18 protein-coding genes and 1 other RNA gene are annotated in these 18,476 nt (G+C 63.9%); 6 read left to right on the forward strand and 13 right to left on the reverse strand.

Annotated features, from left to right (window positions below):
• Positions 1–31: 31 nt before the first annotated feature.
• Positions 32–1,063: a heat-inducible transcriptional repressor HrcA gene (gene hrcA, locus QRM89_RS05030; protein WP_029628994.1), complete on the reverse strand. Its 1,032-nt coding sequence runs from the start codon at positions 1,061–1,063 to the stop codon at positions 32–34.
• 138 nt (positions 1,064–1,201) lie between these two features.
• On the opposite strand from hrcA, the gene recN reads away from it, so the two are divergent.
• Positions 1,202–2,866 (forward strand): DNA repair protein RecN, encoded by a 1,665-nt coding sequence (recN, locus tag QRM89_RS05035; RefSeq protein WP_011036657.1) that lies wholly within the window; start codon positions 1,202–1,204, stop codon positions 2,864–2,866.
• Between the two features lie 654 nt (positions 2,867–3,520).
• Here recN and fur read toward each other — a convergent pair.
• Positions 3,521–3,931: a ferric iron uptake transcriptional regulator gene (gene fur / locus QRM89_RS05040; RefSeq protein ID WP_005988392.1), complete on the reverse strand. Its 411-nt coding sequence runs from the start codon at positions 3,929–3,931 to the stop codon at positions 3,521–3,523.
• A gap of 103 nt (positions 3,932–4,034) precedes the next feature.
• Here fur and bamE point away from each other — a divergent pair, with 103 nt between their 5' ends.
• Complete coding sequence (gene bamE / locus QRM89_RS05045; protein WP_011036655.1) at positions 4,035–4,430, forward strand: outer membrane protein assembly factor BamE; 396 nt, start codon at positions 4,035–4,037, stop codon at positions 4,428–4,430.
• A gap of 221 nt (positions 4,431–4,651) precedes the next feature.
• Here bamE and QRM89_RS05050 read toward each other — a convergent pair whose 3' ends face one another.
• Together QRM89_RS05050 and QRM89_RS05055 are read right to left on the reverse strand one after the other, a co-directional pair.
• Positions 4,652–4,948 carry an RnfH family protein gene (locus QRM89_RS05050; RefSeq protein WP_115004310.1) on the reverse strand — a complete coding sequence of 99 codons (297 nt, stop codon included), beginning with the start codon at positions 4,946–4,948 and terminating at the stop codon, positions 4,652–4,654.
• Positions 4,949–4,950: 2 nt separating this feature from the next.
• Positions 4,951–5,382, reverse strand: coding sequence for a type II toxin-antitoxin system RatA family toxin (locus QRM89_RS05055; protein ID WP_011036653.1), 432 nt, complete (start codon positions 5,380–5,382; stop codon positions 4,951–4,953).
• 60 nt (positions 5,383–5,442) lie between these two features.
• Between QRM89_RS05055 and smpB the strand changes: the two genes are divergently transcribed.
• Positions 5,443–5,946, forward strand: coding sequence for an SsrA-binding protein SmpB (gene smpB, locus QRM89_RS05060; RefSeq protein ID WP_011036652.1), 504 nt, complete (start codon positions 5,443–5,445; stop codon positions 5,944–5,946).
• 247 nt (positions 5,947–6,193) lie between these two features.
• Here the strand turns inward: smpB and QRM89_RS05065 are convergent, their stop codons facing one another.
• Positions 6,194–8,653 carry a S8 family serine peptidase gene (locus QRM89_RS05065; RefSeq protein WP_285447428.1) on the reverse strand — a complete coding sequence of 820 codons (2,460 nt, stop codon included), beginning with the start codon at positions 8,651–8,653 and terminating at the stop codon, positions 6,194–6,196.
• Between the two features lie 133 nt (positions 8,654–8,786).
• Between QRM89_RS05065 and ssrA the strand changes: the two genes are divergently transcribed.
• Positions 8,787–9,183: a transfer-messenger RNA gene (gene ssrA, locus QRM89_RS05070) on the forward strand.
• A 147-nt stretch (positions 9,184–9,330) separates the two neighbouring features.
• Here ssrA and QRM89_RS05075 read toward each other — a convergent pair.
• The 6 genes from QRM89_RS05075 to QRM89_RS05100 form a co-directional block, all read right to left on the reverse strand.
• A protein-coding gene (locus tag QRM89_RS05075; protein ID WP_285447429.1) for an IS3 family transposase occupies positions 9,331–10,439 on the reverse strand; the annotation gives its coding sequence in 2 pieces (ribosomal slippage) (positions 9,331–10,178 and positions 10,178–10,439; 1,110 coding nt in all).
• 41 nt (positions 10,440–10,480) lie between these two features.
• A complete protein-coding gene (locus QRM89_RS05080) occupies positions 10,481–11,215 on the reverse strand; it encodes a peptidoglycan-binding domain-containing protein (RefSeq protein WP_285447430.1) in 735 nt (244 codons plus the stop codon).
• Entirely contained in the window at positions 11,148–11,654 is a 507-nt protein-coding gene (locus QRM89_RS05085) for a hypothetical protein (protein WP_285447431.1), read from the reverse strand. The genes QRM89_RS05080 and QRM89_RS05085 overlap by 68 nt, the downstream gene beginning before the upstream one ends.
• Before the next feature lie 14 nt (positions 11,655–11,668).
• Positions 11,669–12,226 carry a hypothetical protein gene (locus QRM89_RS05090; protein ID WP_228425605.1) on the reverse strand — a complete coding sequence of 186 codons (558 nt, stop codon included), beginning with the start codon at positions 12,224–12,226 and terminating at the stop codon, positions 11,669–11,671.
• 382 nt (positions 12,227–12,608) lie between these two features.
• Complete coding sequence (locus tag QRM89_RS21350) at positions 12,609–13,424, reverse strand: peptidoglycan-binding domain-containing protein (RefSeq protein ID WP_343237671.1); 816 nt, start codon at positions 13,422–13,424, stop codon at positions 12,609–12,611.
• A gap of 551 nt (positions 13,425–13,975) precedes the next feature.
• Positions 13,976–14,575, reverse strand: coding sequence for a hypothetical protein (locus tag QRM89_RS05100; RefSeq protein WP_285447433.1), 600 nt, complete (start codon positions 14,573–14,575; stop codon positions 13,976–13,978).
• A 272-nt stretch (positions 14,576–14,847) separates the two neighbouring features.
• On the opposite strand from QRM89_RS05100, the gene QRM89_RS05105 reads away from it, so the two are divergent.
• Both QRM89_RS05105 and QRM89_RS05110 read left to right on the forward strand, forming a co-directional pair.
• Positions 14,848–15,180, forward strand: coding sequence for a hypothetical protein (locus tag QRM89_RS05105; protein WP_285447434.1), 333 nt, complete (start codon positions 14,848–14,850; stop codon positions 15,178–15,180).
• Positions 15,181–15,328: 148 nt separating this feature from the next.
• The gene (locus tag QRM89_RS05110) at positions 15,329–15,529 is read left to right on the forward strand and encodes a hypothetical protein (protein ID WP_285447566.1); all 201 of its coding nucleotides are present in this window, start codon (positions 15,329–15,331) and stop codon (positions 15,527–15,529) included.
• Between the two features lie 194 nt (positions 15,530–15,723).
• On the opposite strand, the gene QRM89_RS05115 is transcribed toward QRM89_RS05110, so the two are convergent.
• Positions 15,724–16,014 carry a HigA family addiction module antitoxin gene (locus QRM89_RS05115; RefSeq protein ID WP_070694053.1) on the reverse strand — a complete coding sequence of 97 codons (291 nt, stop codon included), beginning with the start codon at positions 16,012–16,014 and terminating at the stop codon, positions 15,724–15,726.
• 168 nt (positions 16,015–16,182) lie between these two features.
• Positions 16,183–18,426 (reverse strand): exodeoxyribonuclease V subunit alpha, encoded by a 2,244-nt coding sequence (gene recD, locus QRM89_RS05120; protein WP_285447435.1) that lies wholly within the window; start codon positions 18,424–18,426, stop codon positions 16,183–16,185.
• Positions 18,427–18,476 lie beyond the last annotated feature (50 nt).

Genomic DNA, 18,476 nt, shown 5'->3' on the forward strand with positions numbered 1-18,476 from the left:
AAGCAAATTCCATCACGCCGATCGAGCGCGGTTATCGCGTGCCGGGCGGCTCCATGGCCGCGCCCAGCATCTGCGCGGCGGTCTGCACCAGCGGAATCACCCGGTCGTAGGCCATGCGTTTGGGCCCGATCACCCCCAGCACGCCCAGCACCTGGCCGCCGGCGGTATACGGCGCGGTGACCAGCGAGACGTCGTCCAGCGACACCATGCCAGTTTCCTCGCCGATGAAGATGCGCACGCCCGGCGCCTGGATGGTGCGTTCGAGCAACTGCAGGATCTCGCGCTTGCTGGCGAAAGCCTCGAACAGCTCGCGCAGCCGGTCCAGGTCTGACAGGTCCTGCACACCCATCAGGCGGGTCTGCCCGGCCATCACCATGTCGTCGGCATCGGCCGGCACCAGCGCCTCGCTGGCCAGGTCCACGCTGTGCGCCAGCAACTGCTCCATCTCGTTCTTGGCCAGCCGCAGCTCGCGCAGCAGCGAAGCGCGGATGTCCGACAGCGCGCGCCCGGCGAACTGCGCGTTGAGGTAGTTGGCCACCCGTTCCAGCTCGGCCGGCTCGTAGGCGCGGCGCGGCTCGATCACCCTGTTCTGCACCTCGTTGTCGGCAAATACCAGGATCGCCAGCACCCGGCGCGCGTCCAGCGGCACGAAATCGATATGCCGGAACGCAAACTGCTCGCGGCGCGGCGCGCTCACCACGCCCACGAAGTGGCTCATCGCCGACAGCATCTGCGAGGCGCTACCCAGCAGCGACTGCGTCCCGTTGCTGCTGGCCAGCTCGGCGCGCAGCCGGCGCACCTCCTCTTCGCCGGGCGGCTGCATCTGCACCAGGCTGTCGACGAACACCCGGTAGCCGTGCGCGGTGGGCACCCGCCCGGCCGAGGTGTGCGGAGAACTGAGCAACCCGATGTCTTCCAGGTCGGCCAAAATATTACGGATCGTCGCCGGGCTGACATCCAGGCCGGCATGCTGGGCCAGCGTCTTGGAGCCCACCGGTTCGCCATCGCGGATGTAACGCGCGATCAGCGTGCGCAGCAGGTGGCGTGCGCGGGGGTCGAGCATTGGGGACTGGGACGCGCGCATGGGATCATCCGGTGAGACTGGGCATAGATAATGTCTGGCCCCGGGGTTGGCAAGCATCCCATTCCCCCAGCGTCCCCATCGGCCCTAAGCTTCCCCAAAGCGTTCACACTCGATCCCATGCTCAGACACCTCTCAATCAAGGATTTCGCCGTTGTCCGCGCCACCGAACTCGAATTCGGGCCGGGCATGACCGTGGTCTCGGGCGAAACCGGCGCCGGCAAGTCGCTGATGGTGGATGCGCTGGGCTTTTTGTCCGGCCTGCGCGCCGACAGCGGCGTGGTCCGCCACGGCGCCGACCGCGCCGAGCTGTCGGCCGAATTCCAGCTGCCGGCCGAGCACCCTGGCCTGACCTGGCTGGCCGACAACGAGCTCGATGACGATGCCCAATGCCAGCTGCGCCGGATCATTCGCGCCGACGGCGGCTCGCGCGCCTGGATCAACGGCCGTCCGGTGACCTCCTCGCAGCTGTCGGACCTGGCCGCGCGGCTGGTGGAAATCCACGGCCAGCATGAGCACCAGGCGCTGATGGCCCGCAACAGCCAGCTGGCCCTGCTCGATGCCTACGCCCGCAACAGCGCCCAGCGCGAGCAGGTGCGCCAGGCCAGCCAGCGCTGGCAGGCGCTGCTGGACGAGCGCGACGCCTTGTCTGCGCAAGGCGATGTCTCCGACCGCATCGGCTTTCTGGAGCACCAACTGGCCGAACTGGAGCGCGAGGACCTGGACCCGGCGGCCATCGCCGCGCTGGACACCAACCATCGCCGCCAGGCGCACGCCACTGCCCTGATCGGTGCCTGCGAGAGCGTGGTCCAGCAGCTCAATGGCGACGAAGGCCCTTCGGCGCTGGGCCTGCTGCAGGACAGCCGGCACGACCTGGCGCGGGTGGCCGAGCACGAGCCGCGGCTGGGCGAAGTGGATGCGCTGCTGGACAGCGCCGCGATCCAGATCGAAGAAGCGCTCGCCCTGCTCGACCGCGTGCGCGACGACCTGGATGCGGACCCCACCCAATTCGAGGCCATGGAGCGCCGTCTCGGCCGCCTGCATGACCTGGCCCGCAAGCACCGCGTTTCGCCTGACGAGCTGGCCGCGCATCGCGACCACCTGACCGCCGAGGTTGAGAGCCTGCGCGGCGCCGACGAGCGCCTGCAGCAGCTGGACAAGCACATCGAGGCGGCCATCGGCGTCTGGCAAGGCGCCGCCAGCGTCCTCAGCGCCAGCCGCCAGAGCGCCGCGCAGGCGCTGTCCGCTGCCACCACCACGCTGATCGGCGAACTGGGCATGGGCGGCGGGCAATTTTTGATCCAGTTGCAGCCGCAAGAGACCCTGCGCCCGGATCCCAATGGCGCCGAGCGGGTGGAATTCCTGGTCGCCGCCAACGCCGGGCAGCCGCCGCGCGCCCTGCGCAAGGTGGCCTCCGGCGGCGAACTGTCGCGTATCTCGCTGGCGATCGAAGTGGCAGCGCTTGGCCTGGACAGCGTGCCGACCATGGTGTTCGACGAAGTGGATTCCGGTATCGGCGGCGCGGTGGCCGACATCGTCGGCCAGAAGCTGCGTGCCCTGGGCGAAGAACGCCAGGTGCTGTGCGTTACCCACTTGCCACAGGTCGCCGCCAAGGGCCACGCGCATTACCGCGTGAGCAAGGCGCCGGTGGATGGCATGACCCAGAGCGCGGTGGAACTGCTCGGCCCGCAGGCACGCCAGGAAGAACTGGCGCGCATGCTCGGCGGCGTGGAAGTCAGCAAGGAAGCCCGCGCTGCGGCGCGCAAGCTGCTGCAGAGCGCCTGAGTTACCGGGCGGGTCCCGCGTGCTGCGGGCTCGCGGCGCGATGCACCCGCCCGAGTTAGCACTGACTTTCCCTCCGCGCTTGCGGGGGGGGATTTCGCTGCAATCGGCAGAGCGGCATGCCTGCTGAGCCCCGACTCTTAGTGCGATTGGCCTGTTCGATAGCGCAAGCCTGGTGATTCGGTAAGCCGGCACCTGAGGCGGTATTTGCGGCGCATCGCGACAACGCGGCGCCAGTGCCTTATCTGCGGCCAATTCCAGACTGAAGCTGGGGCGCTTGCTCCCGTCGAGCGGCAGGCGTACATCGCGCTTGACCACGGACGTCTCGATTGCGGCGCGCGCTGCAATTGCTGCGCACGCGCACTGCACAACGCCCTAGCCACACGTGACATGCGCAATCCACGCATCACTGCAGACCTCCTGCATCGGCAGTTGAGTCGTGGCACGGCCGTACTCAATCGTCGCGTGCATGCGCAGCGGCGGGCACGCGCTGTGCGGCGCACCAAAACGCACTTACGCGCCAGAACGCTGACCACTGTTTCATCAAGGGTCACGACGGATAGCATGTCGCGCGCAGCACATCAGCGATGCGCTTCTCCCAAACATGCACAAGGCGGCCGAAGCCGCCTTGTCAGTGTTACCTGGGGCAACGTGGCGTCAGCGCGGGCGCTTCTTGCGCACGTACAGCACCAGCGAATGCTCTTCGAGCTCGTAGCCATGCTTCGCCGCAATCTGTCGCTGCAGCGCTTCAATTTCTTCGCTCTCGAACTCGATCACGTGGCCGGTGTCCACATCGACCATGTGGTCGTGATGGCCGCCGCGGTCCAGCTCGTACACGGCCTGGCCGCCTTCGAAATTGTGCTTCAACACCAGGCCTGCAGCCTCGAATTGGGTCAGCACGCGGTAAACCGTGGCCAGGCCGATTTCGTCGCCATGGTCCAGCAGCTGGCGATAGATGTCTTCTGCGCTGAGGTGGTGCTGGTTGCTCTTCTGTTCGAGCAGCTCCAGGATCCGCATGCGCGGATGGGTCACCTTGAGCCCGACTTTGCGCAGGTCGTGGGTTTCCATACGTTCTCCGTTCATTGGCGATTTAGCGCCAGCTGCCTGAGACGGGTCGCGGCGACCGCCGGGAGTGTATCATCGGCGTGATTTCCTCAGCACTTAATCCCCGATGCGCAATCTCCTGCTGGTCGCCGCCGTTGCACTCTCCACCGCTGGCTGCGGCATCATCTACAAGCAGCCGATCTACCAGGGCAATCTGATCAAACAGACCGCCGTGGAGCAACTGCAGGTAGGCCAGAGCAAGCAGCAGGTCAGCGCGTTGCTGGGAACACCGTCCATCCCCGATCCGTTCCATGCCCAGCGTTGGGACTACACGTCCACGCAGCGCGTCGATCGTCTGGCGCGGACCGACGTCAAGAACTTCACCGTGTTCTTCGAAAATGAGCAGGTCGTGCGTTGGGAAGGCGATTATTTCCCGGCCCAGGACGAGCAGCTGGCCAAGTCGGCGCCCAAGCAGTTCGGCCGCAACCTGGCCCGCGACAAGAAGAAGCAGCGCGGCCGCTGAGGACGCTAGCGCGGCGAGTGGATCACCGCGCGCTGCTGCTTGATCGGGGTATCGCTGGTCAACGGCCAGCCCCGCTTGTCTCGAAGCCCCCACAGGATGCTGCGCCTGTTGCTGCCATGCGCGAGCTCCGAGGCGATGCCCCTTAGCACCCTGTTCTTTCGACGCCCGCCTCGTACTCGGGGCGTAAGGCAACTCATCTCTCCACGCGCATCAAACGCACCTTACGGCGAAGCATTGCGCTTCTTTTGCATGCCTGGCGCCTGTTTGGCCGGCACGGCACGACGCCGGCGCGCCTCCTTCGGGTCCAGCAGCAGCGGCCTGAGCAATTCGACACGATCGCCGTCGCGCAACACCTGGGCCGGCGTGGCAATTACGCCATGCACCGCCTGGGCGACCAGCGCTTGATCACCGGCAAACCCGGAGGCGGCAACGGCCTCGGCCACGGTGGCGCCCTCGGCAAGTTCCAGCTGGACCGCGCTGTAGCGGTCCGGCCAGGCGACGATGACCTCCACCCGCATGACTAGACGTCGCCGCGATCGGCGACCCGCACGAAATCGTTGACCATGCGGTCGGCCAGGCCCTGGAAGCCCAGCGCCAGCGCCGGGCCCAGCAGCCGCGAGCTGGTTTCCACTTCAAGGGTCAGGCTCACCTTGCACGCGTTGTCACCCAGCGATTGAAATTCCCACAGGCCTTCCAGGCGCTTGAACGGCCCGTCGCGCAGATGCATCACGATGCGTTCGGGCCGCTCCAGGATGTTTTCGGTGGTGAACCAGGTGCGGAACGAACCGAGCCCCAGGTCCAGCCGCGCCACGATGTGGGCGTCGTCCTCTTCAAGCACATGCGCAGCGTCGCACCAGCCGAAGCGGCGCGGATAGGCGGCGACATCATTGACCAGATCGAACATGCGGGTGGCGCTGTGTTCGACAAGGGCGCTGCGACGGATGGTAGGCATTCTCTGACTTGTGAAAGACGGGCGATCGTTTGGCGACGCCGAATCGGCGACAATAGCGGCATGAGCAAGAAACCTGCCAAGGATAAAGCAAAGAGCGCGACGGCCACGAAAACCATCGCCCTGAACAAACGTGCGCGCCACGAGTACCACCTCGAGGAGCGCTATGAAGCCGGCCTGGCCCTGCAGGGCTGGGAGGTCAAGGCCATCCGCGCCGGGCGCGCGAACATCGTCGACGGCTACGCCTACGTGCGGTCGGGCGAGATTTACCTGATCGGCGCGCAGATCACCCCGTTGATCCAGGCTTCCACCCACGTGATTCCGGTGGAACGCCGCGACCGCAAGCTGCTGCTGCACCGGGCCGAGATCGACAAGGTGCTGACCCGCGTGGAGCGCGAAGGCTACACATTGGTGCCCACCGCGCTGTACTGGAGCAGCAACAAGGTCAAGCTGGAGATCGCATTGGCCAAGGGCAAGCAATCGCACGACAAGCGCGATGCCGCCAAGGAACGCGACTGGCAGCGCGACAAGCAGCGCGTGATGCGGCGGCATAATCGGGATGCGTGATTAGCGGGGAATCGGGATTGGGGAATCGGGAATCGTAAAGGCAGGCATCGCCCGAGCTTGGTGATGGTTGGCATCGCCAGCTGGGTAGCGGACATCCGGGCAGTGCGCTGACGAGGACTCCTGCCCGTTTTCGCGGCGCAACGCGTCGCTAGCCGAACTCGAGCTGATCACGCTGCGTGGTACCGGCTCTCACCGACCAACCTTCGCTTTTGCGATTCCCGATTCCCTACTCCCAATTCCCGCGAAATCACGTCTCTCCAAGCATCCGCATCAAATTCGGCACCCCCCTGCCCTGCACGTAACGATCGCGCTGCAGGTCGGTGCAGGTGTCCAGCAGCAGTTGCTTGACCCGGTCCGGAAAGCCGATGAACTCGCGGCGTGCGGATAAAAAACCGGCCAGCACGCCGGACACATGCGGTGCGGCCATGCTGGTGCCGCTCATTTCGACCATCAGGCTGGACGGGTCGCGCGGGTCGAAGCCGTAGTAGGCGGACAGGATCTTTTCGCCCGGGGCGACCACATCGGGTTTGGAGCGGCCATCGGCGGTCGGCCCGCGGGATGAAAAATACGACACGCCGTAGTTGTGCGGGCTGCTCTTGTGCACCGATCCCACCACGATCGCGTCCTCCAGATTGCCCGGATCGCTGATCGACAGATCCATGTTCGCCGGATAGGTGCCGCCGTCGTTCTGCATCAGCCAGGCCAGGCCTTCGTTGCCAGCCGCCACCACTACCAGTACGCCCTGCCGCCACAACCGCCGCAACTCGTTGCATAACGGCGTGAAGCCACAGCCGTAGCTTTCCGGATCGAAGCACCCGCCCAGGCTCAGATTGGCGCCGTGGATCACCAGCTCACCGGCACGCTCGTTGAGGTCGGCCACGTGCTGCACCGCCTTGATCATCCACGAATCACGCCCGTTGCCGGCGTCGTCCAGCACTTTGAAGCCATAGAGCTGCGTCTCCGGCGCCATGCCGGCAAATTCCAGCAGTTCGCCCGACTTGCCACTGGCATCGGGCACCGCCGCCCGGCAACAGCCGGCGATGATGCCGGCGATGTGCGTGCCATGGCCGTGCCCGTCGAGTGCGGTGAACCGTTTGCCATCGGCCCGCGTCAGCCGCTTGGGCGCGCCGCGCCGCGTGCAATCCCACTGCGCCACCACGTTGTCGCGTTCGCCCGGCACGAAGAAATGCGGATGCGCGGCCGCAATGCCGGTATCCAGGACCGCCCAGCCGATCTGCTGGCCACGTGCGCGATACGCCGTGCGTGCTGCATCCACATGCAGCACATTGCCCGAGACGTGGATCAGCGCGCGCTTGCCGGCATCGCGCCAGACGCGCCGGAAACCCAGCGCGCGGTAGCGGCTCTGCAGCGTTTCGATCTCGAACCGCGTCAGCCGCGCCGAAATGAAGCGCTGCAGGCTGTCTTCGAGTTCGATCGCGTCGTCCAATGCATCGCCGTCCAGGCCGGTGCTCTGCCCGGCAATCTGGCGCATGTGGGTGATCAACTGCGCACGCACGCCGGCCGGGTCCGCACCCAGGACGCGACGGTCCAGTTCGATCAACACCTCGTGCCGGTAGTCTGCGCTGTGCGCTTCGAGCTGCTCACTGAGGTCCTTGATCAGCACCGCATTGGAGACCGGTTGATCGAAGCCCACACCCACCGCCTGTCGCACCGCTGCACGCACCTGCGCAATGGCCAGATACCCCGAGCCCGAATGCGGGTTGTGCTCCCAGTCCGGGTTGAGCCGCGCGGCGGCGATGTTCTCGAACCGCCCCTTGGCATTGGCGATGTCGTCGGTCAGGTCTGGATCCAGCGCGATCGGATCGCGCGTTTCGGCCACGTTGACCCAGCGCCGCACGCAGTCGGGGAACGGCAGTTTGCGCGTCCCGGTCCAGCGCTTGAACATGCTGCGCACCTGCGGCAAGCCCAGCGGCGAGCCCAGGGTCAGAAACAGCGCCACCTCGCAGCCATCGGCCTGCAACTGCCGCAGCACGTCGTAGGCAATCATCGAGCCCTGGCTGTGCGCCACCACCACGAACGGCCCGCCACCGGCGCGCAACCGTTGCGCCAGGCTCTCGCGCATCTGCGTGGCCCGCTCCGGGACAAAGAACAGATCGTGCACGTCCTGCAGCAGCGCCGCGGAAATCAGCCTCAGCAGCACCCGGTTGATCGCATCGATCGGCCCCTTCGCCTGCACGCCGCCAGCGAGTGGCGCGGCCTGCAGCTCGTCCAGCATCTGGTGCAGGTCAGCACGCTCCTGCTCGCTCTGTGCCAGCGCATCGGCCAGCGCGTGCAGGTCCTGCTCGCCCGGCACCAACCCCAGCGTGCTCAATGCCCGCTGCACGCTCTGGTTCAACGCCGGCCCCACATCGCGGCCATCGCAACTGCCGGGCTCGGGCACCGGGTAGCGCTCGCGGTTGACCCAGTACGCCAGCCGTGTTCGCTCACCCATCGGGCGGCCGAACAAGGCCTTGTCCCACTGGCAGCGCAACACCTCAGCCGGCGGCTTGTTGCCAATGCCATGGATGTAGATGACGGTGCGGGCCTTGCCCTGCACCCGCGTGCGATGGCCGTTTTCCTCTTGCGTTTCCGCCTTGGCGGCGGCCTGACGCGCCGGACGGCGCTTGGCCGGCGGGGCGGTCTTGGCGATTTTCTTGGTTGCGGCGCGCGTCGTGCGCGGGCCGGTGGGGCGCTTGCCTGTGCTCATCCAGTGGCTCCTTCAGTTCCGGATAGTTCCGGTCTGTGCAACTGAAGCCACTGTAAGCGCTGCCTATCTCACTACTTGTGACCGGGCGCGCCGATCCCTACACTGGTCACGTCAGCGTTTTGATGCTTTCCCCGGGGGTGCACTGGTTTCGACGGGGGTCGCGAAGTCGCTTGGCGCATGCCGAGGGGGCAGCTTTCCTCGTTAATCCAGCAGCAAACTTTTAGTTGCCAACGACGACAACTACGGTTCGGACTTCGCTATCGCCGCTTAATTGGCTTTAGTTGTAGTTCTACAGCCGCCTAAGGCGAACCCCCGAAACTACTTGTGCCCGTGCTCGTAGATGTAGGGTCATTATCACGGAACCGCCGGTAGTGGCTGCCTGTCAGCTACCGGTTAGATCAAGCAGGCTGGTTTTCAGGTGCGCTTTGCCCGCCGTGCTGCCTGGGAACGAGATCTAACGGAGGGATAAGCATGTAGTGCTGGGGATGGAGTGCTTCCGGACGGCGGTTCGATTCCGCCCACCTCCACCATATGAAGGTCCTAGAAAGACCATGAAAGGCCAGGAATCCCTTGTGACACAAGGCTCCTGGCCTTTTTCATGTGCACTGCAGTGCGCACGTGAACGTCGTAGGCTGGGAGACGTTGGGGCATATTTGGGGGTGTCGACTCCCCGTAATTCAGTGCCAGCCAAAACTAGAGGTCTGCGGTTGATGTTGATCGCGGAACTCGGCGGGCGTTAGCCCGCCCAGGCTGTCGTGCGGGATCTGCTGGTTGTAGTCGGCCAGCCAGTGTTCGGTCTGTTCGCGAACCTCGCTCAGCGTGCGGAAGATGTGCATGTCCAGCACGCCGCGCCGGTAGCTGCCGTTGAAGCGTTCGATGAAACCGTTTTGCATCGGCCGTCCCGGCTCGATGAAATCCAATGCGATACCTTTGCGCTCGGCCCACTCGGCCAAGGCCAACGCGACAAACTCCGGGCCATTGTCCAGGCGAAGTTTGCCAGGGTAGCCGCGCCAGGCTGCGATGCGCTCCAAGGTGCGGATGACGCGGGCGGCCGGAAGATTCAAGTCCACTTCGATCGCCAAGGCTTCCCGACTGAAATCGTCGATGACATTGAACGTGCGGAAGCGTCGACCATCCCACAACGCATCGGACATGAAGTCGATCGACCATCCGGCATTGGGGTGTGCTCCGCATGCCAACGGTTGTGGATGACGGGCCGGAACCCGGCGCCTGCTGCGACGACGTTGATTGAGCTTCATCAGGCAATACACGCGCCACACCCTTTTGTGATTCCACACATGTCCGCGACGGCGGATGATCTGAAAGAGCTTTCCAAAACCACGCTCGGGAAAGCGTTCGGCCAATTCGGACAACAGCGCAATGACCTCCTCATCCCGATCTGGACGACGCCGATAGCGCACTGTCGAGCGCGCCACGCCAACCACCGAACAGGCCCGGCGCTCGCTCCAGCCATGCTGCTCGATGAGCCAGGCCAGAAGCGGGCGCTTATGCGCCGGGTCTACAGCTTTTTTGCGATGACATCCTTGAGTGCATGGTTTTCCATCGCGAGCTCGGCATACATGCGCTTGAGCTTGCTGTGCTCGGTCTCCAGGTCGCGAAGGCGCTGCACATCAGCTGCCTCCATGCCACCGTACTTGGACCTCCAGACGTAGTACGTCGCGTCGGAAATGCCCAGCTCACGGCATACATCTTTGACCTGGCGACCGCCCTCGACCTGCTTCAGCGTGGAGACAATCTGGCTCTCGGTGAACTTGCTCTTGCGCATCGTTGGTCTCCTGGGTGGCTAGTGTGCCCGGAGACCTCTAACTATGGATGGATCAATTTTACGGGGAGTCGACACTCGCCCCTCCCCACGGACGCTGTTTGATTGCTCAACACTACATGGTCGATCTGCGTCAGTCCGTTCGCTTTAGCCAGGTGGGCGCTACTGGCCGCCAGCCGCGCGCTGTTGTCGTCATAGTCGCGGCCAAGGTTCTGTTCCAAGCGCCGCACGGCCTCTTCGGCCTGACGATGTAGTGGGTCTTGCGAGGGCACGGCGCCCTGGAGATTGCGATAGGTTGGCGTGGCTTTGTGATCTTCCCGATTCAGCTCGGGCGGGAAGGTACGCGGAGCAATCTGCTGCAATGTCGCGGGGTCGATGTCGCCTGTTTGAGAGAGGCCATGCGCCTGCTGGTAGTTGATCACTGCTGCCTGCATCGAAAGACGGTAGACACCATCTTCTTGAAGTGGCTGATTGTCTGCGCCGCGATAGCCTTCGGCATTCAATATTTGCTGCACCTTCTGAACCATCTCGGACGATTCACCGATGCGGATTGTTCCGTCATCCACGAACGGCCTGGGTTCAATGCCACGATCGCGCCTTTCTGCATCGATCGACAGGCGACCGCTGACCAAATCGCCTACGTAGTTCTCGTAGTGTTGGTAGTAGCGACTATCGACCTCCATGTGCACATGAATTGCTCCTGTTGCCTGCTTACCCTGCACGCCTAACGCCTGGCCATACTCGACCTGATCGCCAGCTTTTACATGGAGTGGCGACATGTGCCGGACAAGCAGGATGACGTCGCCGCCTTCCCGATCCAGCATCGACCAAGCCCTGTGACGGATTGACCGTACCAACAACTCCAGTAACAGGCGACGGAACATCGAGCGACCTGGAAGCAGGCCCAGAAGGCAACCTGGAATCCTCAAGCATGAAGTCCTTCTTCAGCAAAACCTGATCAGGACGAAGGCCATAGTCCTTACCTGCCTTGGAGACTTCGATCTCCTGGATTTCGCCACCAACCACTCCCAGCGTCCGACCTGCTTGACCACCTACGACTTTGCCGTTGACCAGATGAGCATCACTGTTGCTTTTGGGATGGTGCGTAACCAACTCGTCGAAGTTTCCGACAGCCTCGTTGCGCTCACCTTGTTCCGCATCCCACTCAAGTTGAATGACACGATAGGGTGTCTGCTGTTTAGCATCCTGTGTTGCCATCTCCCAACTCCTTGTCAGTCCCTGAGATTAATCGCGCGCGTTAGGTGCCAACAGCCTTCACGCTTCTCGAACACGTAAGTATCTACTTCGTATTCCATGCCGAAATTTACCCTGCGCCCCTCATTAGCAGTTAGTTCTACAGAGAGCTTGGAGCCAACCTTACTCATTGGCTCAGGCGCGCCTTCTCCTGCGGCTATTTGATCAAAAATTTTTGCATGCTTGAAATACCGGTAGGAGAATAATTCAAGACGAGATGGGCCAGTGTGCTTTGAGATATGCGTGATTGGCGATGACGCAGTTGCTTCTTCAACGGTATGCGTAGGAACCTCATACTCCAGCGGATCATCAGTGAAGCGGAGACGCACTTCATCGTTTGCGACATCCGCATAGCGTTGAAGAAAGGTAGTGAAATCCTTGGAAGGACACGCGACCGGCGCTTGCTCGTTGTGCTGGCTCGGATGCTCGCGCTGCGACGCAACTGCCTGCGCAGGCGAAGTACATCCCGCCGTCGAGATACAAATCACTGCAGCAAAGGCGAGATATGGATTCAGATGATAGGCGCCCATACTCATTATTTCTCCTTACTTCATGGCGGAGGCATCTGAAAGCCCCCCTTTGCGGGGCTGCAAGACGACCTCAGCTTACCCATAGCTCAAGCTGTTTGGTGATCTTCCAGCCTTTTTCTGTGCGCGCAGGGAAGTAGCGGGTAACGGTGAGGTTGTGTTTTTTCAGGGTATGAGGGGCGCTCATATTCGGCCTGCTATTGTTCGGCCTTGACCTCCCATACATCCCCAACCCGCCATCCTCGCCCCAGCCTCAACGGGAGAACACACGATGATGAAGTGGATGGGCACCGCGCTGGCCGCGGCACTGCTGGTGAGCGGTTGCGCCAAGGTGGAGGGCGAGAAGTTCGTCGGCCACTGAGCCAAACTGCCAGACGAAAGCTTCAGCTGTTCAGACCATGCGATGCTGGGGCGCGCTCAGCTGCTGTTGTTGATCCTGCTGCTGACTTTGCTGCTGGGCCTGTTGCTGCCGCTGCGTTTCGCTAAGCGTCTGCAGCTGCGATAGAGATTGTTCTACAGGCTGAGCGATAGCATCGCTCGTCTTCATGTGCGCCATCAGATGAGCGGGGTTATCCAGTGCGCCCTGGACCACAAACACGTTCTCGCCTTTCCCCACGGCAGCTGTTTGATTGCTCAACACAACGTGGTCGATCTGCGTTAGTCCGTTCGCTTTGGCCAAGTGGGCGCTGCTGGCCGCCAGCCGCGCGCTGTTGTCGTCATAGTCGCGGCCAAGGCTCTGCTCTAGTCGGCGCACGGCCTCTTCGGCCTGACGATGTAGTGGGTCTTGCGAGGGCACGGCGCCCTGGAGATTGCGGTAGGTTGGCGTGGCGTTGTGATCTTCCCGATTCAACTCGGGCGGGAAGGTACGCGGAGCAATCTGCTGCAATGTCGCGGGGTCGATGTCGCCTGTTTGAGAAAGGCCATGCGCCTGCTGGTAGTTGATCACTGCTGCCTGCATCGAAAGACGGTAGACACCATCTTCTTGAAGTGACTGATTGTCTGCGCCGCGATACCCTTCGGCATTCAATGTTTGCTGCACCTTTTGAACCATCTCGGACGATTCACCGAGGCGGATTGTTCCATCCTCCACGAACGGCCTGGGTCCAATGCCACGATCGCGCCTTTCTGCATCGATGGACAGGCGACCGCTGACCAGATCGCCTACATAGTTCTCGTAGTGTTGGTAGTAGCGAGTATCAACTTCCATGTGTACGTGGATTTTTGCAGTTGATTGCTTGCTCTGCACTCCTAGTGCCTGACCGTACTCGACCTGATCACCAACCTTTACGTGAAGTGGAGACATGTGCCGGACACGCAGGATGACGTCACCATCTTTCCTATCCAGAACCTCAACCAGTCCCCCGGTCGTATCGACGGCGCCTACTACTCCCGCAACCGGTGATGGAACATCGAGCACTCTTGAAGCCGGCCCTGTAGGCGACCTGGAATCTTCAAGTATGAAGTCCTTCTTCAACAACACCTGGTCAGCACGAAGGCCATACGACCTGCCTGGTTTGGCAACCTCAATTTCCTGCATCTCGCCACCAATCAGCCCCATCGTGCGACCTGGCTCACCGCCAACAGCGCTGCCGTTGACCAGACGAGCGAATCTGTTGCTATTTGGGTGGTGAGTCACTAAGCCGTCGAAGTTCTCGACAGGCTCGTTGGTGTATCCCTTCTTAGCTTCCCATTCGAGTTGGATGACGCGATACGGGACCTGCTGGGTAGCGTCTGATGTTGCCATGGACTAACTCCTTGTCAGTCTCTGAGGTTGATTACGCGAGTCAAGTACCAGCAGCCCCTGCTTCGCTTGAAGACATAAGTATCCATCTCATACTCCATACCAAAGTCCACCCTGCGCCCATCGTCGGCTGTCGACTCAATGGAGATTGGATATCCAACCTCACTTTGTCGCTCAGGCCCCTTTGCCCCTGGAATAGTTTGATCAAAGACTTTTGCATCCTTGAAATAACGAAAGGGGAATAGGTCGAGGCGAGAAGGTCCTTTCCGCTTGGAAATGTGCGTGGCCGGCGATGATGGCGTTACGTCTTCGACAGTGTAAGTCGGGACCTCATACTCCAGCGGATCATTGGTGAAACGGAGACGTACGCCATCGTTTGCAACATCGGCATAGCGCTGAAGAAATATGGTGAACTCCTTCGAGGGACAAGCGACCGATGCTTGCTCGTTGTTCTGCCTGGGATGCTCACGCTGTGGGGCGACTGCCTGGGCGGGCGAAGCGCATCCCGCCATAGAAATACAAAGCACCGCAGCAAAGGCGATATATGGATTCAAGCGACAGGCACCCATGCTCATCATTCTTCCTTTATTGATTGCGGTGGCATCTGAAAGGCCCATCTTAACGGCTGCTTCAAGACCAACTCAGCTTACCCATAGCTCAAGCGGAACGTCACAAGGGCTGGCGATGGCATCACTAGCTTTTGCTCGTCCCTGAGCGGTTGGCAAGTCAAATCGGGCTTGGAACCTCATCAGACGTGGCAGCGCGTTGTTCCAATTATGCATCCGAGGCGGCAGCGGTTTTTTTGTCCCCGGAAGCATTCTTGGTCCTTGACCTCCCATACATCCCCCACCCGCCATCCTCGCCTCCAGACTCAACGGGAGAACACACGATGATGAAGTGGATGGGCACCGCGCTGGCCGCGGCACTGCTGCTGAGCGGTTGCGCCAAGGTGGAGGGCGAGAAGTTCGTCGGCCACTGGGTCAACGTGCAGACGCAGGAAGAGACGATGGACATCGAGCGCAATGGCGAGACCTTCATGGTCCGCAGCACCACGCCGAAGTTCTTCAGCCGCAAGCCCAAGACCGAGAGCTACCCGGCGGTCTACAAGGACGGGGCGCTGCAGGTCACCAACGATGGCGAGACGGTGAACTTCGCCATCGACGAGGCCAACGGTCACCTCAACACCGGCAGCGATCAGTACCAGCGCGTGCCGGCCAAGTAAGGCCGCAGCGCAGCGCTCGCCAGCGCCCGCGTGTAGACCCTGGCGGTCGCACGTGGGCGCTTTGCGTTTTGGGGCCTTACCGGCCGCGCCGATGGGCAGCTGGGCCTGCCCCCCCAAACACCGCGCCTGAGGCCACTCTTCGCCCGGCGTGCCGATCCCCCTGCCCTCCGCCACGCGCACGTCGTACAGTGCGCAGGCACGCCAGGCCATGGCGCTGCCCACCGATCAATCCAACAACTACGAGGGTGTCATGAGCAAGGGGATGGACCAGAAGAAGAGCCAGAAAAAAGAGCCGACCAAGACGCTGAAGGAAAAGCGCGCGGCCAAGCAGGAAAAGAAGGGCAAGTAAGCCGCCCGGCCTGCTACCTGGCAAACGAGGTCAGGTGGATCGCCTGACCTCGCGTTTAGGGTGACACCAGGCATCAGTGTGCGCGTTCCTGCCTGTGCACGCTCACGCTGCGCTGCGCTGCTCCGCGATCGACAGGCCTTACAGGTCACTGGGCGTGCTCCGTTGTCAGCGTGACGTGCGGGACACCCTTCCCCTCAAGCCGCCAGCCGCTTGATCCGTGACGGCAGATCGCCCAGCGCGCGGTGCGCCTCTTCGAGCTCGTAATCGGCTTGCAGGCCCAGCCAGAAGCGCTCGGTCGTGCCTAACGCTGCGGCCAGACGCACGGCGGTGTCGGCGGTGATGCCACGCTTGCCCAGCACGATCTCGTTGATGCGGCGCGGCGGTACATCGGTGGCCCGCGCCAGTGCGTTCTGGCTGATGCCCATCGGCTCGAGGAACTCCTCAAGCAGGATTTCGCCGGAGTGGATGTTGGGTAGGACTGTCATAGACAGATGCCTCGTGCTCATTGGCAATGATCGCCGCGATTTTAATGCTTGGTGTCGCAGCTATTGCTGTCGGCGGCAGTTATTCGAAAGTTTCGAATAACTGTCTTTTGCTACAGCTCTTTGCCTGAGAACACTTTTCCCTGCCGCCATTGCGCCGGCTCGCGTCCATCAGAACAACGACCCCTGCACGGGCAACGCAGTGGATGGTTCTGTTGCTGGCTTGGCGGGTGCCGCCTGCTGCTGCGCACCCAGCCGCCACGCCAGGCCCGAGATCCGTGCGGCGTGCCGTGCGAGCGCTGCGCGCAGCACTGCCTCGCTGCCGGCCAGGTGCAGGGCGCGGCGGGCGCGGGTGATGCCGGTGTAGAGCAGTTCGCGGCTGAGCACGCGGGCGTCGCGGGTGGGCAATTGCAGCCAGACGGTGTCGAATTCGCTGCCTTGGGCTTTGTGCACAGTCATGGCGAAGGCGCTTTCGTGGGCGGGCAAGGCGGCCGGGTGGAAGCCGCGCACCTGGCCGTCGCCGTCGCCTTCGAACCAGGCGACCAACGGGCCTTGGGCACGGCTGTCGGTGGGTGGGTCGTGGCGGTGCGCGGCAGCGCCGGATTGGCTTGGCCCTGACGACGGCGGTGCGTCGCTGCGCCCCGGGAAGGGACTTGCTTCGCTGCGCAGGCAGATGCCGACGTCGCCGTTGAACAGGCCGTGGCGGTAGCTGTTTTCGGTGATCAGCAGCAGGCGGCCCTGGAACCAGGGCGAGGCGCTGCCGAGGCGGCGGGCGCCGGAGCCGGATTCGGCCAGCAGTTGCTCGATGCGGGCGTTGAGGCCGCGGGCGCCCTGCGGGCCGGCGCGTACGGCGGTGAGCAGGCGTAGGCGACCCGCCTCACGCAGGGCGGCGGCGGGGTCGTGTGCGTCGGCCAGGGCGCGCCAGTGGGCGAGCAGTGCGTCGCGGCCGAGTGCCAGCGGGTCTTCGCCGTCTTCGTGGAAATGCACGCCGGCCAGGGTGCCGCTACGCAGCAGGGCCAGGGCGGTGTCGGCGTCGCCGGCGCGCACGGCGTCGGCCAGCGGGGCGAGCGCGAAGTCTTCCGCCTGCCGGTAGCCGCGCAGCAGGTGCACGCGGTGGCCGGCAAGACCGCCGCTGTGGGTGGTGGCCGGCGTGGCCGCTTTGGGTGTGACGTCACCAGACAGGTTGCCGAGCAGTGGCTGCAGCGCCTGGGCATCGTCTTGTTGCAGGGCATCGCCGGGGCCGGCGGCCTGCAGGATGGCGGCGAGCACATCGCCGGCTTCCACCGAGGGCAGCTGGTCGGCGTCGCCGAGCAGGATGAGCTGGGTGCCATCGGCCACGGCGTCGACCAGCTTGCACATCAGCGGCAGGTCGACCATGGAGGCCTCGTCGACCACGATCAGGTCGAACGGCAGCGGGTTGTCGGCGTCGTGGCGGAAGTGCGGCGAATCCGTGATGACACCGAGCAGGCGATGCAGGGTGCTGGCGCCGGTGGGCAGGGCGTCGGCCAGGCTGGGGGCGACACCGCTGGCGATGGCACGCGCCACGGCGCCGCGCAGGCTCTCGGCCATGCGCTCGGCGGCGCGGCCGGTGGGTGCGGCCAGGGCGATGCGCAGGGGTGCGGCGGCGTGGGTGATGGATGCGCTTGGTGATGGTGCGCTGGCACCCGTTGAGGCGGGCTGCTGCGTGGCTTCACCGGCAGATGTGTTGCCGACGCCGGCCGCAGTGGCCACGCCGGAGTGCCCGGCGTGCAGCGCTTGGGCGATTCGCAGCAGCAACAGCCGGGCGATGGTGGTGGTCTTGCCGGTGCCGGGCCCGCCGGTGACCAGCAGCAGCGCGCGGCGCAGTGCGAGCGCGGCGGCCTGGGCCTGGCGGTCGGTGGAGGGCGCTGGCAGGTCCGTGCCCTCACCCGCGCTTCGGGCACCCTCTTCCGAAGAGAGCGGGGACGCTTGGGGGAACAATTGCGCGAACAGCGGGGCCAGCGCGGCCGCGTCGAAGGCCGGCTGCGGGTGGGCGGCGATGCGGCGCAGGCCCTGCGCCAGGCGGCGTTCGTACTCGCGGTAGCGGCGCAGGTAGAGCAGGCCGTGTTCGAGCACCAGCGGGCAGTCGGCGGCAGCTGGCTCGTCCGGCGTGGGCTCGGCCACCCAGCGTGAGGCGGCCAGGGTGCGTTGCCAGTCGGCCGGGGTGGGCAGCGTGGGCGGCGGGCCGTCGCGGGGGTCGAGCAGCACGCTGGCGCGCGCCGGGTCCAGGCCGGCATGGCCGCTGGCCACCGCGAGCGAGGCCAGCGCGGCGGCGCCCAGCACGTCGCCGTGGGAGTCGGGTTCCAGCCGCTGCAGGCTTTGCGCCAGCGCCAGGTCGATGGTGCGCAGGGTGCCGGCACGTTGCAGGGCGTCGAGCAGGGAGGTGGGTTGGGTCATGGCGCGGTGCCTGCCGAGGTCGACGTGCGCTCGCCCCTGCGTCCGCTCGG

Source organism: Xanthomonas sp. LMC-A-07 (assembly GCF_030208825.1).
In the GTDB taxonomy this organism is placed as follows: Bacteria; Pseudomonadota; Gammaproteobacteria; order Xanthomonadales; family Xanthomonadaceae; genus Xanthomonas; species Xanthomonas campestris.